The 20,364-nt window shown below is 68.6% G+C and carries 19 protein-coding genes and 2 pseudogenes; 6 read left to right on the top strand and 15 right to left on the bottom strand.

What is annotated here, in order from left to right; all coding sequences use genetic code 11:
- Positions 1-19: 19 nt before the first annotated feature.
- The gene (locus tag MCAG_RS32915) at positions 20-790 is read left to right on the top strand and encodes a hypothetical protein (protein WP_007075965.1); all 771 of its coding nucleotides are present in this window, start codon (positions 20-22) and stop codon (positions 788-790) included.
- On the opposite strand, the pseudogene MCAG_RS31370 reads toward MCAG_RS32915, so the two are convergent.
- The 12 genes and pseudogenes from MCAG_RS31370 to MCAG_RS36390 all read right to left on the bottom strand — a co-directional run.
- Positions 712-1,203 (bottom strand): annotated as a pseudogene (locus MCAG_RS31370) (transposase); the annotation flags it as partial. The gene MCAG_RS32915 and the pseudogene MCAG_RS31370 sit on opposite strands and share 79 nt — an antisense overlap.
- A gap of 110 nt (positions 1,204-1,313) precedes the next feature.
- A complete protein-coding gene (locus MCAG_RS26185; protein WP_007075963.1) occupies positions 1,314-3,032 on the bottom strand; it encodes a S8 family serine peptidase in 1,719 nt (572 codons plus the stop codon).
- 10 nt (positions 3,033-3,042) lie between these two features.
- Entirely contained in the window at positions 3,043-4,341 is a 1,299-nt protein-coding gene (locus MCAG_RS26180; protein ID WP_007075962.1) for an MFS transporter, read from the bottom strand.
- A gap of 20 nt (positions 4,342-4,361) precedes the next feature.
- Positions 4,362-5,192, bottom strand: coding sequence for an alpha/beta fold hydrolase (locus MCAG_RS26175; RefSeq protein ID WP_007075961.1), 831 nt, complete (start codon positions 5,190-5,192; stop codon positions 4,362-4,364).
- Positions 5,185-8,370: a non-ribosomal peptide synthetase gene (locus tag MCAG_RS26170; RefSeq protein WP_007075960.1), complete on the bottom strand. Its 3,186-nt coding sequence runs from the start codon at positions 8,368-8,370 to the stop codon at positions 5,185-5,187. The genes MCAG_RS26175 and MCAG_RS26170 overlap by 8 nt, the downstream gene beginning before the upstream one ends.
- Positions 8,367-9,509 (bottom strand): pyridoxal phosphate-dependent aminotransferase, encoded by a 1,143-nt coding sequence (locus MCAG_RS26165; RefSeq protein WP_157548235.1) that lies wholly within the window; start codon positions 9,507-9,509, stop codon positions 8,367-8,369. Before MCAG_RS26165 ends, MCAG_RS26170 begins: the two co-directional genes overlap by 4 nt.
- Complete coding sequence (gene dapF, locus MCAG_RS26160; protein ID WP_007075958.1) at positions 9,506-10,426, bottom strand: diaminopimelate epimerase; 921 nt, start codon at positions 10,424-10,426, stop codon at positions 9,506-9,508. Before dapF ends, MCAG_RS26165 begins: the two co-directional genes overlap by 4 nt.
- 77 nt (positions 10,427-10,503) lie before the next feature.
- Positions 10,504-11,205: a 2OG-Fe dioxygenase family protein gene (locus tag MCAG_RS26155; RefSeq protein WP_007075957.1), complete on the bottom strand. Its 702-nt coding sequence runs from the start codon at positions 11,203-11,205 to the stop codon at positions 10,504-10,506.
- A 47-nt stretch (positions 11,206-11,252) separates the two neighbouring features.
- Entirely contained in the window at positions 11,253-12,299 is a 1,047-nt protein-coding gene (locus MCAG_RS26150) for an iron-containing redox enzyme family protein (protein ID WP_232290283.1), read from the bottom strand.
- A gap of 161 nt (positions 12,300-12,460) precedes the next feature.
- The gene (locus MCAG_RS35245; protein ID WP_232290282.1) at positions 12,461-12,595 is read right to left on the bottom strand and encodes a lysine N(6)-hydroxylase/L-ornithine N(5)-oxygenase family protein; all 135 of its coding nucleotides are present in this window, start codon (positions 12,593-12,595) and stop codon (positions 12,461-12,463) included.
- The gene (locus MCAG_RS26145) at positions 12,565-13,044 is read right to left on the bottom strand and encodes a SidA/IucD/PvdA family monooxygenase (RefSeq protein WP_050778067.1); all 480 of its coding nucleotides are present in this window, start codon (positions 13,042-13,044) and stop codon (positions 12,565-12,567) included. The genes MCAG_RS35245 and MCAG_RS26145 overlap by 31 nt, the downstream gene beginning before the upstream one ends.
- Positions 13,026-13,157, bottom strand: a complete 132-nt coding sequence (locus tag MCAG_RS36390; RefSeq protein WP_369751384.1) for a SidA/IucD/PvdA family monooxygenase — start codon at positions 13,155-13,157, stop codon at positions 13,026-13,028. The genes MCAG_RS26145 and MCAG_RS36390 overlap by 19 nt, the downstream gene beginning before the upstream one ends.
- Before the next feature lie 560 nt (positions 13,158-13,717).
- Here MCAG_RS36390 and MCAG_RS36385 point away from each other — a divergent pair.
- From MCAG_RS36385 to MCAG_RS32905, 4 genes and pseudogenes are all read left to right on the top strand, one after another.
- Positions 13,718-13,894, top strand: coding sequence for a hypothetical protein (locus tag MCAG_RS36385; RefSeq protein WP_369751336.1), 177 nt, complete (start codon positions 13,718-13,720; stop codon positions 13,892-13,894).
- Positions 13,895-14,058: 164 nt separating this feature from the next.
- Positions 14,059-16,923, top strand: coding sequence for a BTAD domain-containing putative transcriptional regulator (locus tag MCAG_RS26140; RefSeq protein WP_007075953.1), 2,865 nt, complete (start codon positions 14,059-14,061; stop codon positions 16,921-16,923).
- A gap of 282 nt (positions 16,924-17,205) precedes the next feature.
- Positions 17,206-17,555, top strand: a pseudogene (locus MCAG_RS31365) (IS30 family transposase); the annotation flags it as partial.
- Between the two features lie 11 nt (positions 17,556-17,566).
- Positions 17,567-17,878 carry a hypothetical protein gene (locus tag MCAG_RS32905; protein WP_050778065.1) on the top strand — a complete coding sequence of 104 codons (312 nt, stop codon included), beginning with the start codon at positions 17,567-17,569 and terminating at the stop codon, positions 17,876-17,878.
- 175 nt (positions 17,879-18,053) lie between these two features.
- Here MCAG_RS32905 and MCAG_RS26130 read toward each other — a convergent pair whose 3' ends face one another.
- Both MCAG_RS26130 and MCAG_RS32900 read right to left on the bottom strand, forming a co-directional pair.
- The gene (locus tag MCAG_RS26130) at positions 18,054-18,587 is read right to left on the bottom strand and encodes a GNAT family N-acetyltransferase (protein WP_036375315.1); all 534 of its coding nucleotides are present in this window, start codon (positions 18,585-18,587) and stop codon (positions 18,054-18,056) included.
- Between the two features lie 47 nt (positions 18,588-18,634).
- Positions 18,635-19,132 carry a DDE-type integrase/transposase/recombinase gene (locus MCAG_RS32900; protein ID WP_255349004.1) on the bottom strand — a complete coding sequence of 166 codons (498 nt, stop codon included), beginning with the start codon at positions 19,130-19,132 and terminating at the stop codon, positions 18,635-18,637.
- On the opposite strand from MCAG_RS32900, the gene MCAG_RS31360 reads away from it, so the two are divergent.
- Entirely contained in the window at positions 19,016-19,612 is a 597-nt protein-coding gene (locus MCAG_RS31360) for a SidA/IucD/PvdA family monooxygenase (protein WP_157548231.1), read from the top strand. The genes MCAG_RS32900 and MCAG_RS31360 overlap by 117 nt on opposite strands.
- 71 nt (positions 19,613-19,683) lie before the next feature.
- Here the strand turns inward: MCAG_RS31360 and MCAG_RS26115 are convergent, their stop codons facing one another.
- Positions 19,684-20,307 (bottom strand): TetR/AcrR family transcriptional regulator, encoded by a 624-nt coding sequence (locus MCAG_RS26115; protein ID WP_050778064.1) that lies wholly within the window; start codon positions 20,305-20,307, stop codon positions 19,684-19,686.
- Between the last annotated feature and the right edge of the window lie 57 nt (positions 20,308-20,364).

The following is a 20,364-nucleotide window of genomic DNA, read 5'->3' as shown; positions in this document are numbered from 1 at the left end:
GCGATGTGGAGGCACGCCGGTGCTGGCGTTGGGCAAGCTCATCATTCCGGCCGGCCTCGGCCTGCTGGTCGCCTGTGCGACCGGGGCATCAGGGCTGGAGTCCGCACCGACTTACCTGCTGCTGACCACGATTCTGCTGGCTGTCGGCCTGTACGGCAGCACGTTCGGCATCGATTTGCCCCACGCCCGCAAGGACTGGCGCACCATCGTCGCCGCGGTGACGATCGGCGTGGTTGCCAAGGCCGCGCTCATCGGCGTGAGCCTGGCACTGGCGTTCCAGAACCCGTTGTACCTCGTGCTCGGTGTCGCGGTGGCGCAGATCGACCCCCTTGCCGTCGCGGCGATCGTCGGCAATCCGCGCATGTCGGCGCGGGCCAAGTCGATCTTGGCCGCCTGGTCGTCGTTCGACGACCCCATCACGGTGCTGCTGTCGGTCTACGCCGCGGCGATCGTCGCCACCGCGCAGGGCGTGCCGCAGTTGCAGGCAGGCACTGCCGGGTCCTACCTCACCAGCCTGGCCGCGAACGTGGTGTTCATCGCGGTGGCGTTCCTAGGCTGGTACTGGCTGCGCCGCTATCCCAAGGCGATGGCTGTGCTCGCGGTCGCTCTCATCGGGCTGGCGGTGTGGCAGTTCACGTTGCTCGGCCTGGCCGTGGCAGGCCTGTTCATCCGGCCCAACATCAGCCGTCAGCTCGGCCGGGCCGTGCAGGCGGCCCTGATCGGCGCGGCGTTCATGCTCGGGCTGCTGCTCACCGAGGGCGTCCACAGTGGCCGGGTTGAACTCGAGTAGGGCCAGCCCGGGACACCGATGTGGGTGTCCTTGGTACGTCCGTAGGTGTGACACAACACCCGCTGCGGGCTGGTGTGTGCTTCCGGGCGCAGCCAGCACGTCACGTCCACCGCAAGCACGATCCTGCCGTCCGCGGCTCGCGGCACCGGCACTACGGACAGCGCGGTGCGCAGCCGGTCGACGTCGATGCGGCCGCGGTTCAGCCCGGCATACAACGAGCCGTGACCCCGGCGATGCTGCCCGGCCAGCGATAGCTCCGCCAGTGAACGCACCGCTGTGTCCCCGCACAACACCGCGTCCACCAGCTCGAACAACGCGTCCCCGCGAGCGGTCAGACAGCGATGGAACTCGGCCCGGAACCCGACCAGACGCTCGAGAGCACCAGCCCGATCCACGTCAGGCACACTGATCATCAGACAGCCCTTGATTCGGTTTTCTTCCCCAGAAAGGAAGATCATCGATCAAGGGCTGTTCCTGTGATCAGCCGGGGTCGGTACCACCCGGCCTCAGGTTAGAACTCAGGTTAGGGGTGCCGACGTGTGACTGCGGCATATGCGTCGACGATGCCGTAGCCGTAGAAGCCGTTGTGCCACTCGGTGCCTTCACAGTAGGCGTCGTACGCTGGCGGACGGCCGATGCCGGCGTAGGACACCAGGCGCGGTGTCGGGCAAGGGTGCCGGCGGGCGCTGGTCAGCAGGACGTGCCGCACGCTGGCCGGGTTCATGCTGATCCGGCCACCACCCCGGTTTTTGATGCCATACTGGCTGATCACCAGGGCGGCCGCGCCGGAGACATGTGGGGCGGCCCGGCTGGTGCTCTCGGCCCAGCGGAAGAACGAGCAGGTGCCGTCCTGGGTGCAATCTTTGAGCATCCCCTGCGCATCGCCGAGCGGAGTGATGTCGCCCTCCGGAGTCAGCCAGCCCTTGCCGGTGGCTGCGGCGCGGGAGTACGTCGACAGGATCTGATTTTCCCTGGCATCGAATGAAGGGGTGCCCAGCCCGTCTTTGCGGAAGCCGCCGGGGCCGCCGAGCTCGACCTCGGGGAGACCGTAGTTGGAGTAGTCGGCTTTGCCCTCCGACGGCCCGAGGCCGCTGACGCCGATCACGTGGCGCCCTTCGATGGGCATGGCCGCACAGCTGGCGCCGTCGATCTGCCGGGTGTAGGCAGAGTTGGCCGGGAAGGTCGGGCTGAGCGTGTCCGGATTGGGGTGCCCGAGGTCGTCGTGGGCGAAGCCGATCGGCGAAATCAGGGTGACGCCCTTGCGGTGCGCGTAATCAAGCGCGCGGTTTACCGCCTCGATCGTGATGCGCTGTTCGAGCTGTTGCGCGGGCGTGTCGGCGGGGTTGTCCGGGCAGTTGTAGAGCCACGGGTCGATGTAGAACGGCAGGTTGATCACGTTGAGCCCGATGTCCGCGCCGTAGGTCAGGGCGTCGAGGAAAGGCTGCAGGAAAGTCCAGCCGCTGTCCTGGGTGGCCCTGATGTCCACGAGCGTGACACCGGGCGCCACGCCGGAGGTGCCGGACCCGTTGGCGGCGGCAGCGATCGTTCCGGCGACGTGGGTGCCGTGGCCGTAGTCGTCGTGCCCGGGCGGGTCCACACAGCCGGCGAACTCGCACGGCCCGTCGATCACCACGCCGTTCACGTCGTTCGGGATGTCGGCCACGAAGTTGCGCGACGCGGCCAGGTCGACGTTCGTGGCCAGGTCACGGTGGGTGGCGTCGATCCCGGAGTCGATCACACCGACCCGTACCCGGTGGTCGCCCGGCTGACGCTCGCGGGCCTTGTCGGCACGCACCATCCGCAGGCCCCAGAGCTTGGCGTCCAGCGGGTCCATGCCAACCGCGGCCGTGACCGCACCGGCTCGGGACGGACCGGCTGGGCTGTAGCCGGTCACGTCGGCGACCGTGGCGCCGACGCCGAGGTCGCGGCCGACGCTGCCCCCGCTGCGGCTGAGTGCCCGGCTGCGGGCCGCACCGAGCACCCCCGGTACCACTACGCGCTCGGCAAAATCGGCGGCCGAGCTCTCCGCCACGACCAGCCCGAGCGCGCGGTTCTCACGCAGCACTGTGCCCTGAGCTGCGCGGATGGCGGCCAGTGCAGCATCATGCCGACCATCTTCGGCGAGCAGCACAGTGTAGGCCACCGGCCCGGTGGTGGGTGCCGCCCCGGCCGGTGCCGCCCCGGCCGGTGCCGGGCCTGCCATCGCCAGCCCGGACACCACTGATAGTGCTGCGGCGAGCACCCGTCCTCGTTTAACCATTTTCGGTGTTACTCCCTCGTACGCTCGGGATCGGATCGATCGGATTGAGTGGTGCCTTGGAACGGGTTTCCGGCATCGCCGCCAGTCGGCTGACCGGGGACAGCAGCACCGGCAGCAGCATCAGCACCGCGGCGGCGCCGATGGTCCACAACGCGGGGCGCAGGCCGACGGCGCCGGCCAGCAGGCCGCTCACCGGGCCGCCGAGAGCGCCGCCGCCGAACAGCAAGGTGCGAATGGCCGCGTTCATCCGGCCCATCAGGTGCGGCGGCGTCACCGTCTGCCGAAGGCTCACGATCAGCACGTTGGACACCGCGAGCCCGCCGTAGGCGATGAGGAACGAAGCCACGAACAGACCGAAAACCAGCCAGTGTGGCCCGGCGGCCAGTGGGATCAGCACCGGGCCGATGAACGTCGCGGCCAGCGACCAGAAGTAGACCCGGCCGGGCGTGTAGTGGGCGAGCAGCCGGCCGGACACTAGGGAGCCGAGCAGCCCGCCGACCGCGCCGAGCGAGAAGACGACGCCCAATTGCGCCGGGGACAGGCCGCCATCGCGCACCGCATAGACGATGAACATCGTCGACGTAGCCATGGTGAAGAAGTTGCAGAAGGCGCCGACGAAGGCGATCGACCGCAGGTAGCTGTTACCGAACACCCACCGCAGGCCGTCGGCCAGTTCGGCCAGCAGATGTCGCCGGACCGCGGCCGATGAGGGCGCCGGCTCCCGGGTGGGGATGGCGGCCAGCAACACCACCGAGACCAGATAGCTCGCCGCGTCGACAACCATCGCCACCGGCGCGGTGAGCGCACTGATCAGCACGCCGGCCAGGCCGGGCCCGGCAGCATCTGCGGAACTGGCGGTGATCGACAGCTTGGAGTTGGCCTCCACCAGGTACTTCTTGTCGCGGAGCAGGCCCGGCAGGTATGACATCCAGCTGACGTCGAACAGCACCGACGCCACGCCGATGCCGAACGCCAGCGCCAGCAGCACCGGCTGCGTGAGCCTGTCCATCCCGGCCAGCACCGGCACCAGCCCGATGAGCACCGCCCGCACCGAATTGGCGCCGAGCATCAACGGCCGCCGCCGCACCCGGTCCACCCACACGCCGAACAGCAGCGCGAAGGCCGGGTACGGTGCCAGCTGCATGAATCGCAGGAACCCGACCTGCTCGGGACCGGCATCGAAGACCAGCATCGCGGTCAGCGGCAGCGCCAGCGTGGTGACCTGCGTGCCGTAAAGCGACAGCGTCTCGCCAGCCCAGAACTTGAGAAAGTCCGGGTTGCGCCACAGCACGCCACGAGACCGCGTGGAGCTCATCGCTGCAGGCCCGCGACAATGCCGGCGATGGTTGACAGGCCGTTCCCGGTCCAGATGGAATGGTGGTCGCCCTCGAGGGTGTACTTGCGCAGGTCCGGTGCCACCCGATCCCAACGCATCTGATCATCGGGTGACTTGGCGGCCCTGATAAGGGTCACCGGCCCGTGATACGGCGTGCGCACCTCGAAGTCGAACAGCGCGGCCACGTGCGCCCGGAAGATGCGGTAGCGCTGCAGGAGCATCTCGGCGTCCACCTCCTCGGGCAGGATCGCCGCGCATTCGATCGCGTCGAAGACCGCCGCCGGGTCGGCGTCCGCGGGTTGCGGCCCCACTATCGCGTCGAGCTCGCCGGCCAAGGGGGTCGACGAGGCCGCGGCGTCGGTCGAGGTATGTGCCACCGCCGTCAGATCGTGCAGGAACTTCAGCAGCATCGCCTTCTCCGGCGGCAGCGGCGCCCGATACGGCACATCGGCGTCGACCAGCACGAGCGCCGGCACGGCGACCCCTGCCGCGACCAGCTGCTGCGCCATGTCGTAGGCCACCACCCCGCCGAACGACCAGCCGAGCAAGGTCACCGGCCGGCCGGGCCAGTGCGTGCATAGCAGCGACACGTAGTACTCGGACAACTCCCTCAGGGTGCGGGCGGGCGGGCGATCGTCGTCGTAGCCGGGCGCTTCGAAGCCGTACACCGGCTGGTCGTCGCCCAGCAACCCGGCCAGCCCGAGGTAGGAGTACGCCGAGCCGGAAACGGGGTGCACGCAGAACAGCGGCGTGCGCGTACCCGTCTCCCGCATCGCTACGACCGTGTTCGGCAGCGAGTCAGGCATCGATCATTTCCTCTATCTTGGCGGCGATCGCGTTCACCGCTGACCTGCCGTAGAGCATCCGGACATTGATCTTGATTCCGAACTTCTTGTTGATCCGGCTGACCGCTCGCATGGCCTGCAGCGAGTTGCCGCCGAGTTCGAAGAAGTTGTCCAGCGGGCCCACTCGCGGCAGCGCCAGCACCTCGGCGAAGATCTCGCAGACGCCGGCCTCGGTCGGGGTCTGCGGCGGTACGAACTCAGCCTCCGCCGGCTCGTTCTGCTCCACCGGTGCCGGTAGCGCCTTGCGGTCGATCTTGCGGGCCGTGGTCAGCGGAAACTCGTCGAGCACCACCCAGGCCGTGGGCACCATGTATTCCGGGACCTGCTCGCCGAGGTGCCGCTTGAGCTCGGCGATGCTCGGCGCCGGCTCGGACTCGGCGGTCACGTAGCCGACCAACTGCTTCTCGCCGCGCGAGTCCGGCCGCAGCAGCACCACGGCCATCCGCACCTGCGGGTGCAGCTGCAGCGCCGACTCGATCTCGCCGAGCTCGATGCGCAGCCCACGCAGCTTCACCTGGTGATCGATGCGACCGAGGAATTCCAGCTCCAGGTCCGGCCGCCAGCGCACCAGGTCGCCGCTGCGGTACACCCGGCCGGCCGGCCGGAACGGGTCGGGGATGAACGTCTCCGCGGTCAGCTCAGGCTGGTTGAGGTAGCCGCGGGCCAGCCCGTCGTCGCCGCCGATCAGCAGTTCACCGGCGATGCCCGGCGGGGTGAGGTTGCCGGCCCGGTCCACGACGTACACCAGCCGGTTCACTTCCGGGTGGCCGATCGGCGGCGGGGTACGCCAGTCCACCTGCTCGCAGACGTACTCGGTGCAGGCCACCGTGGCCTCGGTCGGACCGTAGAGGTCCACGAAGATCCGGCCGGGCAGGTTCCACTTGTTGACCATCTCGGCGGGCACCGCGTCGGCACCGCTCATCACCCCGCGCAGGTCGGGGTACGGGTCGGGATCGAGCACCGACAGGATGGCCGGCGACAGGCCGGCGTAGGTCACCCGCTGGTCGCGCATCAGCCGGCTCAGTGCGTCCGGCGACAGCCCTTCCTCCGGCGACACCAGTACCAACGTCGCGCCCACGGTGAGGCCGGTGAAGATTTCGCCGATGGACATGTCGAAGGTCAGCGCGGGCAGCTGCAGCATCCGGGAACCGGCGCCGAAGTCGAACGTCCGCCGGTACGCCTGCAGGAAGCATTGGAGATCGCGGTGATCAACCATGACGCCCTTGGGCTGGCCGGTCGAGCCGGAGGTGTAGAGCACGTAGGCAAGCGACCGGCCCGTGGCCCACTCGGCCAGTGGCCGGCCGGCGGGGATGGCCTCGATAGAGTCCCACTCGGCGTCCAGCGCCACGACGGCCCAGCCGCTGGCCGATGGGAGCTGCGGCAGGTGCCTGGTGCGGGTGAGCAGCAGCCGGGTGGCGGTGTCGTGCAACATGTAATCCAGCCGCTTGGCCGGGTGGCTCGGGTCGAGCATGGTGAACGCCGCACCGGCCTTGAGCACGCCGAGCATGGCGACCAGTGCGTCCAGGTCGCGGTCCATCGCGATGGCCACGATGTCCTCGTGCTCGATGCCGTGCGAGCGCACCAGCCGGGCCACCAGGTCGGCCCGCCGGTCCAACTCGGCATACGTCATCTCGACGTTGCGGCAGACCAGCGCCACCGTGTCCGGTTTGGCCCTAGCCACCTCCGCGACGGTGACGTGCACGGCGTCGTGGGGGTACTCGACGACCTCACCGCGGCCGGCCGCCAGGATCCGGGACCGCTCGGCCTCGGACAGCATCGGCACCTGCCACACCCGCAGGGACGGCTCGGCAGCGACCGCGCTGAGCACGGTCTGGATGTGGTCCGCCAGCCCTTCGATCCGCCAGCGGTCGAACAGGTCGGTGGCGTAGCCGATGTCCAGCCGTAGGCTGTCCGCCGACTCCCAGAAGTTGATCACTAGGTCGAACATGGCCAGCACCGAGCCGAGCTTCACCTGCTCGGACTCGATGCCGGGTAGCTGGAAGCCCGCTCCGGACATGCTGTCGCCGAGAACCTGCACCGACACCTGGAACAGCGGGTTGCGGCTGGGGTCGCGGATCGGCTGTACCCGCTGCACTACCAGCTCCAGCGGGATCTCCTGGTGTTCGTAGAGATCGAGATTGGCGTCGGCGATGCGTTCCAAGAGCTCGGCGAAGGTCGGGTCGCCGGCCATGCTGGTGCGCTGAACCACCATGTTGATGAACATGCCGACCACGTCCTCCAGGTCCGGGTCGACCCGGCCCAGCATCGGTACCCCGAGCGGGATGTCCTCCTCGCCGGAGTAGCGCGCCAGCACGATGGTCACCGCGGCGGTGAGCACCATGAACAGCGACACACCGTGCTGCTGGGCGAGCTCGCGCAGGCTGGCCAGCAGCTCCGGGTCGCAGTCCACGCTGAGCATGTCGCCGCGACCGCTGGGTACCGTGGGGCGCAGCCGGTCGGTCGGCAGCTCCAGCACCGGCAGCCCGGCGAGCGACTGCTCCCAGTACCGCAGCTCCTCCTCCAGCGCCTCGCCGGAGAGCCGCTCGCGCTGCTGCGCGATGTGCTCGGCGTAGCTCATCACCGGCTGCGGCAGCGCCGGCTCCGATCCGGCGAGTAGCGCCCGGTACGTGGCCGTCAGCTCGGCGATCACCGAACCCGACGACCAGCCGTCGATCACGATGTGGTGCCAGCCGAACCAGAACACGTGCTCGTCGCCGCCCAGCCGCCAGAGCTTGAAGCGGTACAGCGGCTGTGTCAGGTCGAACGGGGTGCGGCTCTCGGCGTCCAGTGCGTCCTGGAGCGCCTGCTCGCGCTCAACGGCGGGCAGGTCGCTCAGGTCGGTCACGATCAGCTCGACCTCGCGGCACGGGCCGATCACCTGGTACGGTCTGCCGTCCTCGGTGCCGAACGTGGACCGCAGCATGTCGTGCCGGTTCACCACCCGGCTGAGGCTGGCGTGCAGCACGCCGACGTCCAGCGCCCCGCGCAGCCGGTAGGCGAATCCCAGGTTGTAGACGATCTCATCGGGATTCAGCTGACGAAGAAACCACAACTGCTCCTGTCCGAAGGACAGCGGAAGCCGGGTCGGCTCGGCGGCCACGGCTCGGTCGAGCGCCTGCGCTCCGTTGGCGGTTCTCATCTGCTCACGTACTCCATTCGGCCCGGGCCGTGGTTCGGCGACATCGTGGTTGGGGGATCCCGGTCGACCGGAACCGATTGCAGTACGGCGTCGATGCGACGCAGCCCTTCGGCCAGTTCTCGCTGCTCACGGGCGAAGCACAGCCGCACACCGCCCTGGCCGCCGAGCGTCTCGGCCGGCATCAGCAGCACACCGGCGTCGAGCACTCGGCGGCAGAACGACAAGGCAGACTCCCCCGTGGTCAGCTCCAACCATGCGAACGGAGTCCCGTCGGGCGGCAAGAGATGCAGCTTGCCGGGGTGCCGCGCCACCCAGTCGCGCAGCAGCCGTAGGCCGCCGCCGGTCAGCCGGTGGTACTCGGCGGCGTAGAACTGACGATCGGCGAGCACCTCGCACGCCAGCGCCTCGCAAAGCACCGAGTTCGAGATGGACGTCAGGTGCTTGCGGTCGGCGCACGCGGCGACCACGGTAGGCGGCCCGTACAACCAGCCCACCCGCAGCCCGGGCAGGCCGTAGACCTTGGACAGGCTGGAAACCGAGAGCACCCGGTCGTTGCCAACCGCGGCCGAGGAGGCCAGGTCCAGCGAGTACTCCTCGTCCAGCAGCAGGTACCCGCCGGTCCCGCCGACCAGGTCGGCGAGGGCGGCCAGCTCGTGCTGCCCGGCACGCCTCCCGGTCGGGTTACACGGTGTGTTCACCACCACCAACCGCAGGTTCGGGCGGGCTGCGGCCCGCACCGCGTCCATGTCGATGGTGAAATCGTCGCTCAGGTCGAGCACGTCCACCTGGGCGGACAGCAGGGCGGGCACGGCCCAGGACTGCGGCCAGCCCGGCCGGAAGGTGATCACCTGGTCGCCCGGCCGCAGCAGCACGTTGTACAGGAGGTACAGCGCCTCCTGCGCCCCGTGCGTCACCGTAACCGAGTCGGCCCGGTCGCCGTACTGCTCGGCGATCAGCTCGCGGAGCCGCTGAGTTCCACGGTCCATGCCGTAGTTCAGCTCGATGTCGGCCGGGACGACGAGCGACGCCAGTTGCCGGCACTGCACGTTGCTGTCGCCGAGGTCGATGTCGTACCGGCCGGCGGCGTCCTCGAACACCCACCGCCGCATCGGGTACTCGGTGCTGATCCCGGCGCTCATGCCTGCACCGCCGCGGGCTCAGAGTGCGGTACCGCGGCGTCTTGACCGGCGTGGTTGCCGAGCCGGGCGACTAGCGCGGCAGCCAGCGTGCCGCTCAGCACGTGCTCGGCGCTGCCGGTCATGGTCACCGTGCCGTCCGGTGCCACGGTCACGCCGATCTCCCCGCCGGCCATCCGCACGGTGATCTCGGCGCCGGTGTCGACCTGGCCGAGTCGGTGCGCCACCGCGGTCGCCGCGCAGCCGCTGCTGCCCGAGGCCAGCGTGTAGCCGGCCCCGCGCTCCCAGACCTCAATCTGGATCGTCCGGCGGTCCAGCACCCGCAGGAACTGAACGTTGGTCCTCGTCGGGAAGCGCTCGTGCTCGGCGATCAAGGGTCCGAGCGCGCAGGCAAGCTCGCGGGTCGGGTGCTCAGTGAGCACCACGGCGTGCGGGTTGCCCAGGTTGAGGGCGGTCACCGTCAGCTGCCGGCCGTCGACGAGCAGCGGTTGCTCGACGGCGAGCCCGGTGATGCCGAGCATCGGCACCGCTGCGGCCTCGAAACACGGCTCGCCCATGCCGACGCTGACGACGCCGGCCGGCTGGTCGACGATGCGCACCGACGAGTCGCCGGACAAGGTGCGCACGGTGAACTCCCGTACTCCGGGCAGGTGCCGCGCGGCCACGTGCAGGGCGAATATCCGGATGCCGTTGCCGCTCTTCTCGCACTCGCTGCCGTCAGAGTTGAAGATCCGCAGCTGCACTGGTCGGCTCGCATGCACCGGGCCGATCGGGCCGTAGAGCACCCCGTCAGCGCCGATCCCGAAATTCCGGTCGCACAACAGTAGGGCGTCCTGTCCGGTCGGCTCGAAGGCGACGTCCCTCGGGTCGATCACCACATAGTCGTTACCAAGGGCCTGGTATTTGGTGAAGTGAGTCATCTCGTCAATCCCCATCACGGGCGGGCCCAGCCGGCGGCACCGTGTACTAAGGACGGCGCTGGCGGGACCCACAATGCTCAGCTGCCAGTGACCCCGGGCTCGGTCAACGCCGCACGGTCGTGCTCGTCGCCGTACCACCTCTCCTGCCAGCGGGAGAACGCCACGATCACGATGTCGCGGTGCGCCGGGCCGCCATCCGCGGATTCGACGTCGGTCACGTCGTGCGCGATCGCCCGGTCGTCCAGCAGCACCGCCTGCCCGGCCTCGAGGGTGCCGCTCCAGAACGGCGCTTCGGCGCCGTCGTACCACAGCCGGGTCTCGGCGCCGGCGACGTTGTGGCGCCTCAGCACGGCGATCATCACGAACTCGTGGCCGTCGTGGTGCACGCCCTCCGGGGTCAGCGGGCCCACCCGATCAGCCTCGGCCCGCGTCCGGTTCTGGTGCACGTTGATCTGCCAGCTCTCGCTGGTGTCCAGGGGGAAGGCTGCGGCGCCGACGGCGATCATCTTGGTGAAGTCCGCCTCGATCGGTTGGTAGACCCGACGGATACCGCCGGCCACCGGGTTGAACTTGGTGAACGTGGTGTAGTCCCGGTGCGGCAGCAGCTCGAAGTTCCAACCCTGGTCCTGCTCCCAATGCATCCGGTACTGGGAGAACCGCTTGTAGCGGGTGCCATTACCCATGTAGTCGTCGACCGGGCAGCGGTCGTAGCTGTGCAGGACGTCCACCGGTGGCGCCGGCAGGTCGATCACGGTGAAGTGCTGGTGGTTCAGTGCCATGGAACGTCTTGCCTTCCTGTGTGTTCTTGGCAGGATGTGCGCGGCGGTCAGCGGTAGGTGTTGGGCATTCGCTCGTCGAGATAGCGGCACGAGGAGTTCAGCCGCCACAGGGCGCCGCGCGTTATGCCGCGGCGCATGGCGGGCGAGGACGCGGCGGGGATCACCACGTTGTGGAACCAGCCGGCGGCGTGCTGCGCGTCGATCGTGATGTGCAGCCGGTGGTAGACGATGCCGGCATCGGGCAGGCCGAGCCGCTCCCATGCCTTGACCACCTGCACGAATCGGTCGGGCACCAACCACTCGGTCATCCCGAGGAAGCCGACGGCCTCGGCATAGAAGTTGCGGTAGCGGCTCAGTAGAACCGCCAGGTTGCCGTTGAGCAGGGCGTTCGCGCTGAGCCCGGTCTCCAGTTCCGCCGAGGTGATCTCGAATACCTCGAATATCTCGTTGAACAGGTGGGTGTGGACCTCGGCCTGGTTGCCATTGCCCATCTCGTCCCAGAAGTTGGTGGCAATCTCCATCTTGGCGCCGCCGCTGGTGCCCACCTGCATCATCGCCAGCAGGTCGTCGAAGCGGCCGTCGACCACCGACTCCTGCATCACGTAATTGCGCAGGTCGTCGACCGTCGCGTGGTCTTTGATGAAGTCCTGGTAGTACGGGTGCTTGAACACCCGGTGTGCGCGGGCGGTCCTTTTGAGCCAGGACAGGTACGCCTTCGGCTGGGCCGGCGCCTGCTCCAGGATGCCCGGCTCGATCCGGCCGTCCTCGGCGGCCAGCGTCGCGGTCTCGAGCAGCCGCATCACCTCGTGCACCACCACCGATCCCTCAGCGGTCGGCTGTTCGGGGATCTGCATGGTCAGCTGGTAGATCCTGGCCAGAAGGAGTTGCTGGCAGTAGTGGGCGTGCCGGTCGCCGGCAGCGGCGTCGGCATTCATCACCGAAACAGCGAGTCGCAACCGGTCGAGCTCGCCAGCAAGCTCCCGGTCGACCTCCTCAGCGGGTGTGGACAGCCAGGCGGAGATTTCTTCGACAACAGCCATCGGATCAGATCCGATCGCATTGGCGCGGACAGAAACATCGATAGTGGTGGACAAACCAACTACTCCCATCTCGTTGAAATGATCGAGCCCCCGTGGCAGGAGCCTGGAGCGATCACGCTATGCAGGCATGCCGGCACCGATGGGAACCGGCAGCCCGACGGGAACCAGCAGGACGGCGGCGGCCACGACAACAACGACGGCCGCAGCGACGGAGATCAGATAGCGCCGGTGGGAGGGCTGGTGTCCTTGAACCGGTATCCGTAGCCCGACATCACGTTGACGATACGAGCGGCCGGGAACCGCGTGGACAGGTCGAGCATCACCTCGATGGCGCTCTGGCTGGCGCCCACGGCCGCCAGCGTGCCGGCCCAGTCCCGGTCCAGTCGGCGATGCCGGGCAGGAAGCGCGACGTGTGGACGGCCCGCGGGAACGGCACTCCGTCGAAGACCGTCGGCAGGTACGGGCTGCGGCCCGGCGCGACGACGACGGGCCGGCCCAGGTAGGAGCCGCCGTCGGTGGTACGCACCTCCGCCCCGCTCCCGGCGAACCGGATCGCCGTGACGTTCCGGCCATAGTCGACGTCGGCGGGCACGGTCTCCGCGACCCACTGGATGTAGCGGGCGTACTCCTTGCGCAGCGGACGGTCCACCGGCAGGTTCAGGTACTTGGAGAGCCGCCCCTGCTCGTGCAGGAAGTTGACGAACGTGTAGCGGCTCCGCGGGTTGCGCGGCGTCACAAGGTCGCTGACGGGATGGTTCTGGATGTCGGCGCCGTCGGGCATCATCGCCGCTGCCAGCACGGAGCCGGATCCCGTTTTACGAAATTGACACGCGCCGCGGGCCAGATCTCGTCGAGCGCTACGGCGAGCGCGATGTTCGCGGGCCCGAACCCGACGCAGACGACGTCGAACATGAAACTCCCCTCTTGCTGGATCTCCACCGATCGCAGCGATGTGTATGCCCTGGTTCCCATGGTCGGGATGCGGTTGGACAAGTCGCTGGACTTCCGGCTGGACTTCGTTGGAGCCATACCTGGAGGGCTGACCAGTAAAGTCACTTGCCGCCGCACCTCGCACAACTGCATGCCGGACGCCACCTTCATCCTGAAGCTCACTTTTTCAGGAACCAGGGGCCTCCGACTTCACGATCAACTCAGCTTCAAGGACGTAGGGCCTCAACGAGCCCGGAAGGCCCTACGTCCTTGAAGCTGTGCTGATCTGAGCTGCGGAGACATATTGGCTGCCCCGGCGACGGGACCTCGGCGAGCGGATCGACGCTGGACGATCGCAGCCGCGCGGCGACCCGCTGGCGTCGGCTCAGCGATCCCACCGACGGCGGGGCCCGCCTGACGGTTACGGTCGACACCCGGTTGGCTGACCCACGGACAGATCGAGCGACGGCTGCTGGGCTTCGACGGGCGCGTGGATGACATGATGGGGTGCGCCCGACGAGACGGTTCCGACGACAGGAGCGGTGGATCCGCCGTTGCATGCGGCGGCCCGTGTCGCCGACCTTGACGCGGCGTGTCGGCTGCTCGCTGGCGGCGCCGAGGTCGACGGGCGGGAGCGGCGGCAAGGGCGTACTGCGTTGTTTACGGCGGTCGAGCAGGACGCGGGTATGGTCCCACGCCTGCCGGCAGCCGGGCCGTAACTGCGAGCCGGGATCGATGCTGGTTGCGGTGGGCTCAGATAAGACGGGATTACTGGTGGCTACGCCTTTTGCCTGCTGCACTTTGGAAAACTAATCAGGACAGACATTGATGAAGTCCACTATACTCTGAGCACCATAGCAACCTAGCCGATCCGGGTGGCTACATGCGTTTCGAGGTGCTCGGCCCGTTACGGGTGCGGAGTGGTGACAGCGAGCTGAACCTTGGTCCGATTCAGCAACGGGTGGTCCTCGCCGTGCTGCTGTCGCGAGCCAACCGGCCGGTCAACCGGGATCAGCTCATTGCGGCGGTGTGGGGCGACGCGCCACCGGCATACGCCGTAAACCTGGTGCAAAAGCATGTCGCCCGGATACGCCGGGTGCTGGAGCCGGCCCGGGCCCCTCGCACGCAATCGCACAGGCTCACTTGGACCGACGCCGGCTACCGCCTGGCCGTGCCGGCTGAAGACCTGGACCTCAGCCGATTCGATACCGGGCTCGCCGAGGCGCGCCGCGCTCGGGCCGCCGGTGACCTCACGGGCGCGATCGTGGCCTTGCGGGCGGCCCTGGACCAGTGGAGCGGCCCGTTCTGCACGGGCCTGTCCAGCCCGCTGCTGGACGCCGAGCGTGACCGGCATGAAGAGGGGCGCGTCGAGGCCATCGTGGAACGCATCGAACTCGACCTCGAGTCAGGCGCGCATCGTGACCTCGTCCCGGAGCTGCGCGGCCTGCTCGCCGAACATCCGCTGCGCGAGCGGGTGTGGAGCCTGCTGATGATCGCGCTGTACCGGACGGGCCGTGCTGCGGAGGCGCTGTCGGTGTTCCAGGAGGCGCGGCGCTATCTCATCGACGAACTCGGCCTGGAGCCCACCGAGCAGCTGTGCCGGGTACACGAACAGATCCTCAGCGGCGACCCCGCCATCGACCAGCCGGCCCCGCTGGGCGGAGGCGTCGTCGTCGGTGGTATGAGCACGGTGCCGCGGCAACTGCCCGCGGGCGCCTTCTGGTTCGCCGGGCGGGCGGAGGAGCTGGCTCGCCTGGACGACCTGCTGGCCCAACTGCCGGCCGGCGCGCCCAGCGCGGTAGTGATCTCAGCGGTGTCAGGCTCCGCCGGCGTGGGCAAGACGGCGTTGGCCGTGCACTGGGCCCACCGGGTCGCCGACCAGTTCCCCGACGGTCAGCTCTACATCAACCTCCGCGGCTTCGACCCGGACCGGCGGGCGATATCGCCGACCGCGGCGGTGCACGCGCTGCTCGTCGCCCTCGGCGTGCCGCCCGAACGGATCCCACCGAGCCTCGACGCGCGGGCCGCCCTGTACCGGAGCATGCTGGCCGACAAGCGGATTCTGGTACTCCTGGACAACGCCCGCGACGCCAACCAGGTCCGTCCGCTGCTCCCCGGCACCCGTTCGGCGCTGGCCATGGTGACCAGCCGCAACCGGCTGACCTCCCTTGTCGCGGCCGAGGGTGCGCACCCGCTCAGCCTCGACGTGCTCTCCCCCGCGGACGCCTATGACCTGCTCCGCAGGAGGCTCGGCCACAGCCGCGTCTCGGCCGAGCCCGAGGCGGCCGACCGGATCGTCGCGGCGTGCGCCCGACTGCCACTCGCGTTGAACATCGTCGCGGCCCGCGCCCAGCAGACCGGCTTTCGCCTGGCCGAGATCGCAGCCGAGCTCCGCCGGGCCGGACAGCGGCTGACCGTACTCGATGCCGGCGACCCGACCGGACGTGTCCGTTCGGTGTTCGCGCTGTCGTACGCCGCGCTCACCGAACCGGCGGCGCGCTTGTTCCGGCTGGTCGGCCTGCACCCGCGGACAGAGTTCTCGGCGACGGCGGCGGCCAGCCTCATCGGCGAGTCGCCGGCCCAGGTCCGTGCGCTGCTGGTCGAGCTCGACTTGGCCAGCCTGTTAACCGAACACACGCCGGGGCGGTACGCGCTGCATGACCTGCTTCATGCCTACGCGGGGGAACTCGCCGACGATCGGACGGCCGAACCGGATCGGCGAGCGGCTCTGCACGGGATGTTCGACTACTACCTGCACAGCGCCTACGCGGGCGAGCGGCTGCTGTACCCCAACCGCGATCCGATCACTCTCACCCCACAACTCCACACGGTCGTCGTCGAGGAATTCTCCGACGAAGCCCAGGCGATGAGCTGGTTCGCGATCGAGTACCCGGTGCTGGTCGCCAGCGCCGAACTCGCCGCCAACGCGGGGTTCGACCAGCACGCCTGGCAGCTGGCCTGGGTCCTGGGGACGTTCCTGCAACGACGCAGGCAATGGTCGGATCTCGCCGCGATCGGACGGGTCGCGCTGCAGGCCGCCGACCGGCTGGCAGACGCCACCGGTCAGTTTCACGCGCTGCGCCTTCTAGCCATCGCGCTGACCCAGTTGCGCTGGTACGACGAGGCCGAGGCCTATGCGCGGCGAAGCATCGACGTGTCGGCGAGGTGGAACGATCCGGTCAGCCAGGCCATCGGCCATCGGATCCTGAGTGATCTGCTCCTCGCCCAGGAGCGCCACCAGGAGGCGATCACCCACGCTGAGCGGGCGCTCGACCTGTACCTGGCGGTGAACCACCTGGCCGGTCAAGCCCTTGCCCTCAACGCAATCGGCTGGGGCCACGCCCGAGCCGGCGACCATCGTCGCTGCATCACCCGCTGTGAACAAGCGCTGGGGCTACACCAGCAGCTCGGCAACCGCCTGGCGGAGTCGGCCACCTGGCACAGCCTGGGCTACGCACACCACCACCTAGGCCACGACCGTAAGGCCATCGCCTGTTTCGAGCGTGCGTTACGGATAACCCGGGAGATGAGCGACTGGGACGGCGAGGTCACCATACTCAACGACCTCGGCGATGCCCTGCACGCCGCCGGCGACACCGACGCGGCCCGCCACGCCTGGCAGCACGCGGCGGACGTACTCGGCGCGGCAGACCCCTCGGTCGCCGATCAACTCCAGATCAAGATTGCGACGGTGAAGTTTCGGGAAGAGCTGCCTTCTTCGGGCAGTGTGCACACCCGTGCGCACTGATCCGCGGGTTCCCCGGCACATCGGCGGTGCCACGGTCTTGGCTGTCGCGCGCGGCCGCACCGCCGGTGCCGGCCACGATGACCGCGGCGCAGAAGAGCGCCATTGACAAGCGACGAAGTAGGACATTCATGATTTACTCCACGGATGCTGGCTGACTTTGGAATGTCGAGAGTAGCAATTCGTGGGCCAGGCGCTGACTTTCATACAGAGATTGAAAGACGGGCGTCTGTTTGATCATGGGGGTTCGGGGTTCGAGGGTCATGCCGGTCTGGGCGAGGAAGAGCGCGCCGGCTGCGCATCGACTTCCCCGATGATGAGGACATGCGCATCTCGCACGAGGCGATATACCAGGCGCTGTTCGTCCAAGGCCGGGGCGCGTTGAAGCGCGAGCTGGTCGCCTGCCTGCGGACTGGGCGCGCCCTTCGGGTGCCACGCGCCCGGGCCCGGCAGCCTCGCGACGGCATGGTCACCCCCGAGGTGATGATCAGCGAACGGCCCGCCGAGGCAGCGGATCGTGCTGTGCCCGGCCATTGGGAGGGTGACTCATCATCGGACTGGACCGCTCCGCGATCGGCACCCTTGTGGAACGCACGACCCGCTACACGATGCTGCTGCACCTGCCTCGCATGGAAACTACCCCGACGTGCGGTTCCTGGTCGACGTCGGCTACCGCGGCCTCGCCAAAGACCACCCCGGACAGGTCATCGCCCCACCACTGAAGCCCAAGAAGGACACCCCACCCGACCAGATCAACGCGTACGAAACAGCCCGCAAAGCCCAGTCCTCGCAACGCATCCCCGCCGAACACGCCATCGCCAATATAAAATGGTGGCGCACCCTGCAACGCTTCACCGGCCGCCACGATGCTCTACCCGAAACCATCCGCGCCGTCACAGGCCTCGCCAGCGACCGCGCCGCCGCCCGACGAACCCACCACAACACCCACGTCAATTGAGCCCCAGGTCGTTAACTTTTGGGCAGTGCTGCCTGGGGCCACCGCCGGCCTACCAGCTGACCGCCCGGGTCAGTCGCCGACACCGCGCCCGGTCCGGCCCCGCCGTCCGTGCGACCGTGGCGGGTGGCGGAGCGACCGCCGCCAGGACTTTCGCTCCCGGCGGCGGTCGGGCGAATCAACCGGCGGATCGGGCCGGACGCTCGAAAAGGTATTCAGTGTCGTCCTGCTCGTCCCGCTGCTCGCCGACGTGAATGAAACCGAAACCGGCGATGGTGGCCAGTGAGGCTTCGTTGTCCGGGCGGATACTAGCCCGGACCGTGATCGCCGACGGCTCCGCGGCCGCCCACTCCAGCAGCGCGGCCACCATGGCCCGAGCGTAACCACGCCGGCGGAACGCCGGGTCCGTGCCGTATCCCATCTCCACCATGCCGGCGGCGTCGGGCGGTCCGTGGAAGCCACCGGCGCCCACCACCACGCCGTCGGGCACCGTTACCGCCGCGCGGACGACCCAGTCTTCGGCGGACGGGTCGGCGGCGATCTGGAGTAGTCGCATCCGCCACAGCCAGTCGACCTCGTCGGAGAGGAACCATTCCGAGAGCGGAACACCGGTCAGCGTCCGGGCGGTGGCCAGGTCGCCGGTGAGTAGAGCCTCGAAGACGGCCGGGCCCAGGCGGACGAAACGTACGGACGGGGGTGCAGTGTGGGGCATGCCAGAGATCATCGCATGTCAATCCCCCGGAATCGTGGAGGGTTCCGTTATGCAGCTTCGGTCCTCTTGGCTTCGACCATGAAGTGTCCGTAGTCGATGGGTGACATTCCGTCGCAGGTGCTGTGCCTGCGGCGCAGGTTGTAGAAGTCGACGATCCAGGTGGAGATCTTCAGGCGGGCCTCGACCCGGGTGGTGAACCGGTGCCGGTGGATGTACTCGACCTTGATGGTGGAGTTGAGGATTCCGCGGCGGCGTTGTCCAGCGCAGAGCCGACCCGGCCCATGGACTGCAGCACGCCCAGACGCCGGCAGGCGGTCTCGTAGGCCTCGCTGGCGTCCTCCCCGGTCGGAGTGGAAGATCACCCCGTCCACGGTGCCACAGCGGGTGGCGGCGGCCATGTTCAGCGACGCGACGATCAGCGCGGCGTCGTGGTACTCGGACATGGCGTAGCCGAGCAACCGGCGGCTGAACAGATCGATCACTGTCGCCAGGTAGAGTTTCCCCTGGTCGGTGACGATCTCGGTCATGTCGCCGCACCACAACACGTCCGGGCCGGGTGCCCCGAACCTGCGACCGACTACTACAGCGCCTCCGAGGACGGCAAGCAGCGGCTCCGCGACCAGCTGTGTCCGACCAACTACTCGTCGGCCGACCGGGACGTCATCGACGCCCTCTACCTGCGAATGTACGAGGACGAGCTGGACGAGCGGCGCCGGATGACGCTGCTCGGCAACCGACTGATCACCGCGGCCCGGCACGACGCCGGTGGCGTGACCCTAGACCTGACCGAGCGGATCACCGGTGAGCGCGAGCAGCTCACGGCCGACCGGCGCATCCTCGCCACCGGCTACCGCGATCTGGGCACGAAGGGACGCACCGAGCAGCTTCCGCCGACGCCCTGCGCCCCCGTCCGCGACCTGCTCGGCGACACCGGCATCGACACCGCGTACGAGGTGCAGAGCCGCGCGGCTCGATTGCTCCCGTGCTGCCACAGCGGTCGTCGAGCTGTCGTGGTGTCCGGGTGATCTCCAGCAACAGGCACAGTGTGCGGTGGGCCGGTCTGGTGACTGCGCTCGTCGAGCAGTTTCTGAACGGGCTAGAGGGGGGTGGCGTCGGTCGCCGTGAGTGTTTTGATCGACGCAAGTGCGGTGTCTGGATCGGCGCCGAGGCCGCTGAGCATGGTGACGAGCATGGGCACCAGGACATGCTCGGTGCCGTCCTCGCCGAAGTAGCCGCCGACGTCGGCCATCACGTAGCCGTGCATCGCGGTCCATAGTTGGCTGGCGATCGCCAGCGGGTCGGCCGGTCGCAGTCGTCGCTGTTTCACGGCGTGGCCGCAGGTCTCCACGATCTCCTCGAAGGCGTGCCGGCCGCGTTTGCGCTCGTCGGCGGTCTGGGGGCGGTACATGCCCAGCGGGGCGGTACCGAACATGACGGCGTACAGGTGCGGGTTTTGGCGCGCGTTGACCAGGTAGGCGCGGGCCAGGCCGGCCAGGTCGGTGATCGCGTTGTCCGTGCGTGGCACCTCGGCGAGTCGCGCGGCCAGCCGGGCGAAGCCTTCCGTGACCACCGCGTCGGCAAGATCGGCCATCGAGCCGAAGTGCGTATACACCCCCATCGTGGAGGTGCCGGCCTCGGTGGCGACTCGGCGCAGGGTGAGTGCCGAAGGGCCTTCCTCGGCTAGCAGGCGAGCGGCGCCTTCCAGGAGGCGGACACGCACGGTGGAATCGGTACGACGTTCAGCCACGGACTGATCCTAGTGCTATAGCAAATGATA

Source organism: Micromonospora sp. ATCC 39149, assembly GCF_000158815.1.
Taxonomy (GTDB): domain Bacteria; phylum Actinomycetota; class Actinomycetes; order Mycobacteriales; family Micromonosporaceae; genus Micromonospora.
Note: the sequence above shows the minus strand (reverse complement) of the source record. Positions and strands in the feature narration are given on the sequence as shown.

What these genes read in the sequence shown, in the direction of transcription:
- MCAG_RS26155 (WP_007075957.1), bottom strand. Translation starts at nt 11,205, where the DNA reads ATGGCACTGAACCACCAGCACTTCACCGTGATCGACCTGCCGGCGCCA.
- MCAG_RS26175 (WP_007075961.1), bottom strand. Translation starts at nt 5,192, where the DNA reads ATGCCTGACTCGCTGCCGAACACGGTCGTAGCGATGCGGGAGACGGGT.
- MCAG_RS26130 (WP_036375315.1), bottom strand. Translation starts at nt 18,587, where the DNA reads ATGCCCCACACTGCACCCCCGTCCGTACGTTTCGTCCGCCTGGGCCCG.
- MCAG_RS36390 (WP_369751384.1), bottom strand. Translation starts at nt 13,157, where the DNA reads ATGTTCGACGTCGTCTGCGTCGGGTTCGGGCCCGCGAACATCGCGCTC.
- MCAG_RS26170 (WP_007075960.1), bottom strand. Translation starts at nt 8,370, where the DNA reads ATGAGAACCGCCAACGGAGCGCAGGCGCTCGACCGAGCCGTGGCCGCC.
- MCAG_RS26165 (WP_157548235.1), bottom strand. Translation starts at nt 9,509, where the DNA reads ATGAGCGCCGGGATCAGCACCGAGTACCCGATGCGGCGGTGGGTGTTC.
- dapF (WP_007075958.1), bottom strand. Translation starts at nt 10,426, where the DNA reads ATGACTCACTTCACCAAATACCAGGCCCTTGGTAACGACTATGTGGTG.
- MCAG_RS26140 (WP_007075953.1), top strand. Translation starts at nt 14,059, where the DNA reads ATGCGTTTCGAGGTGCTCGGCCCGTTACGGGTGCGGAGTGGTGACAGC.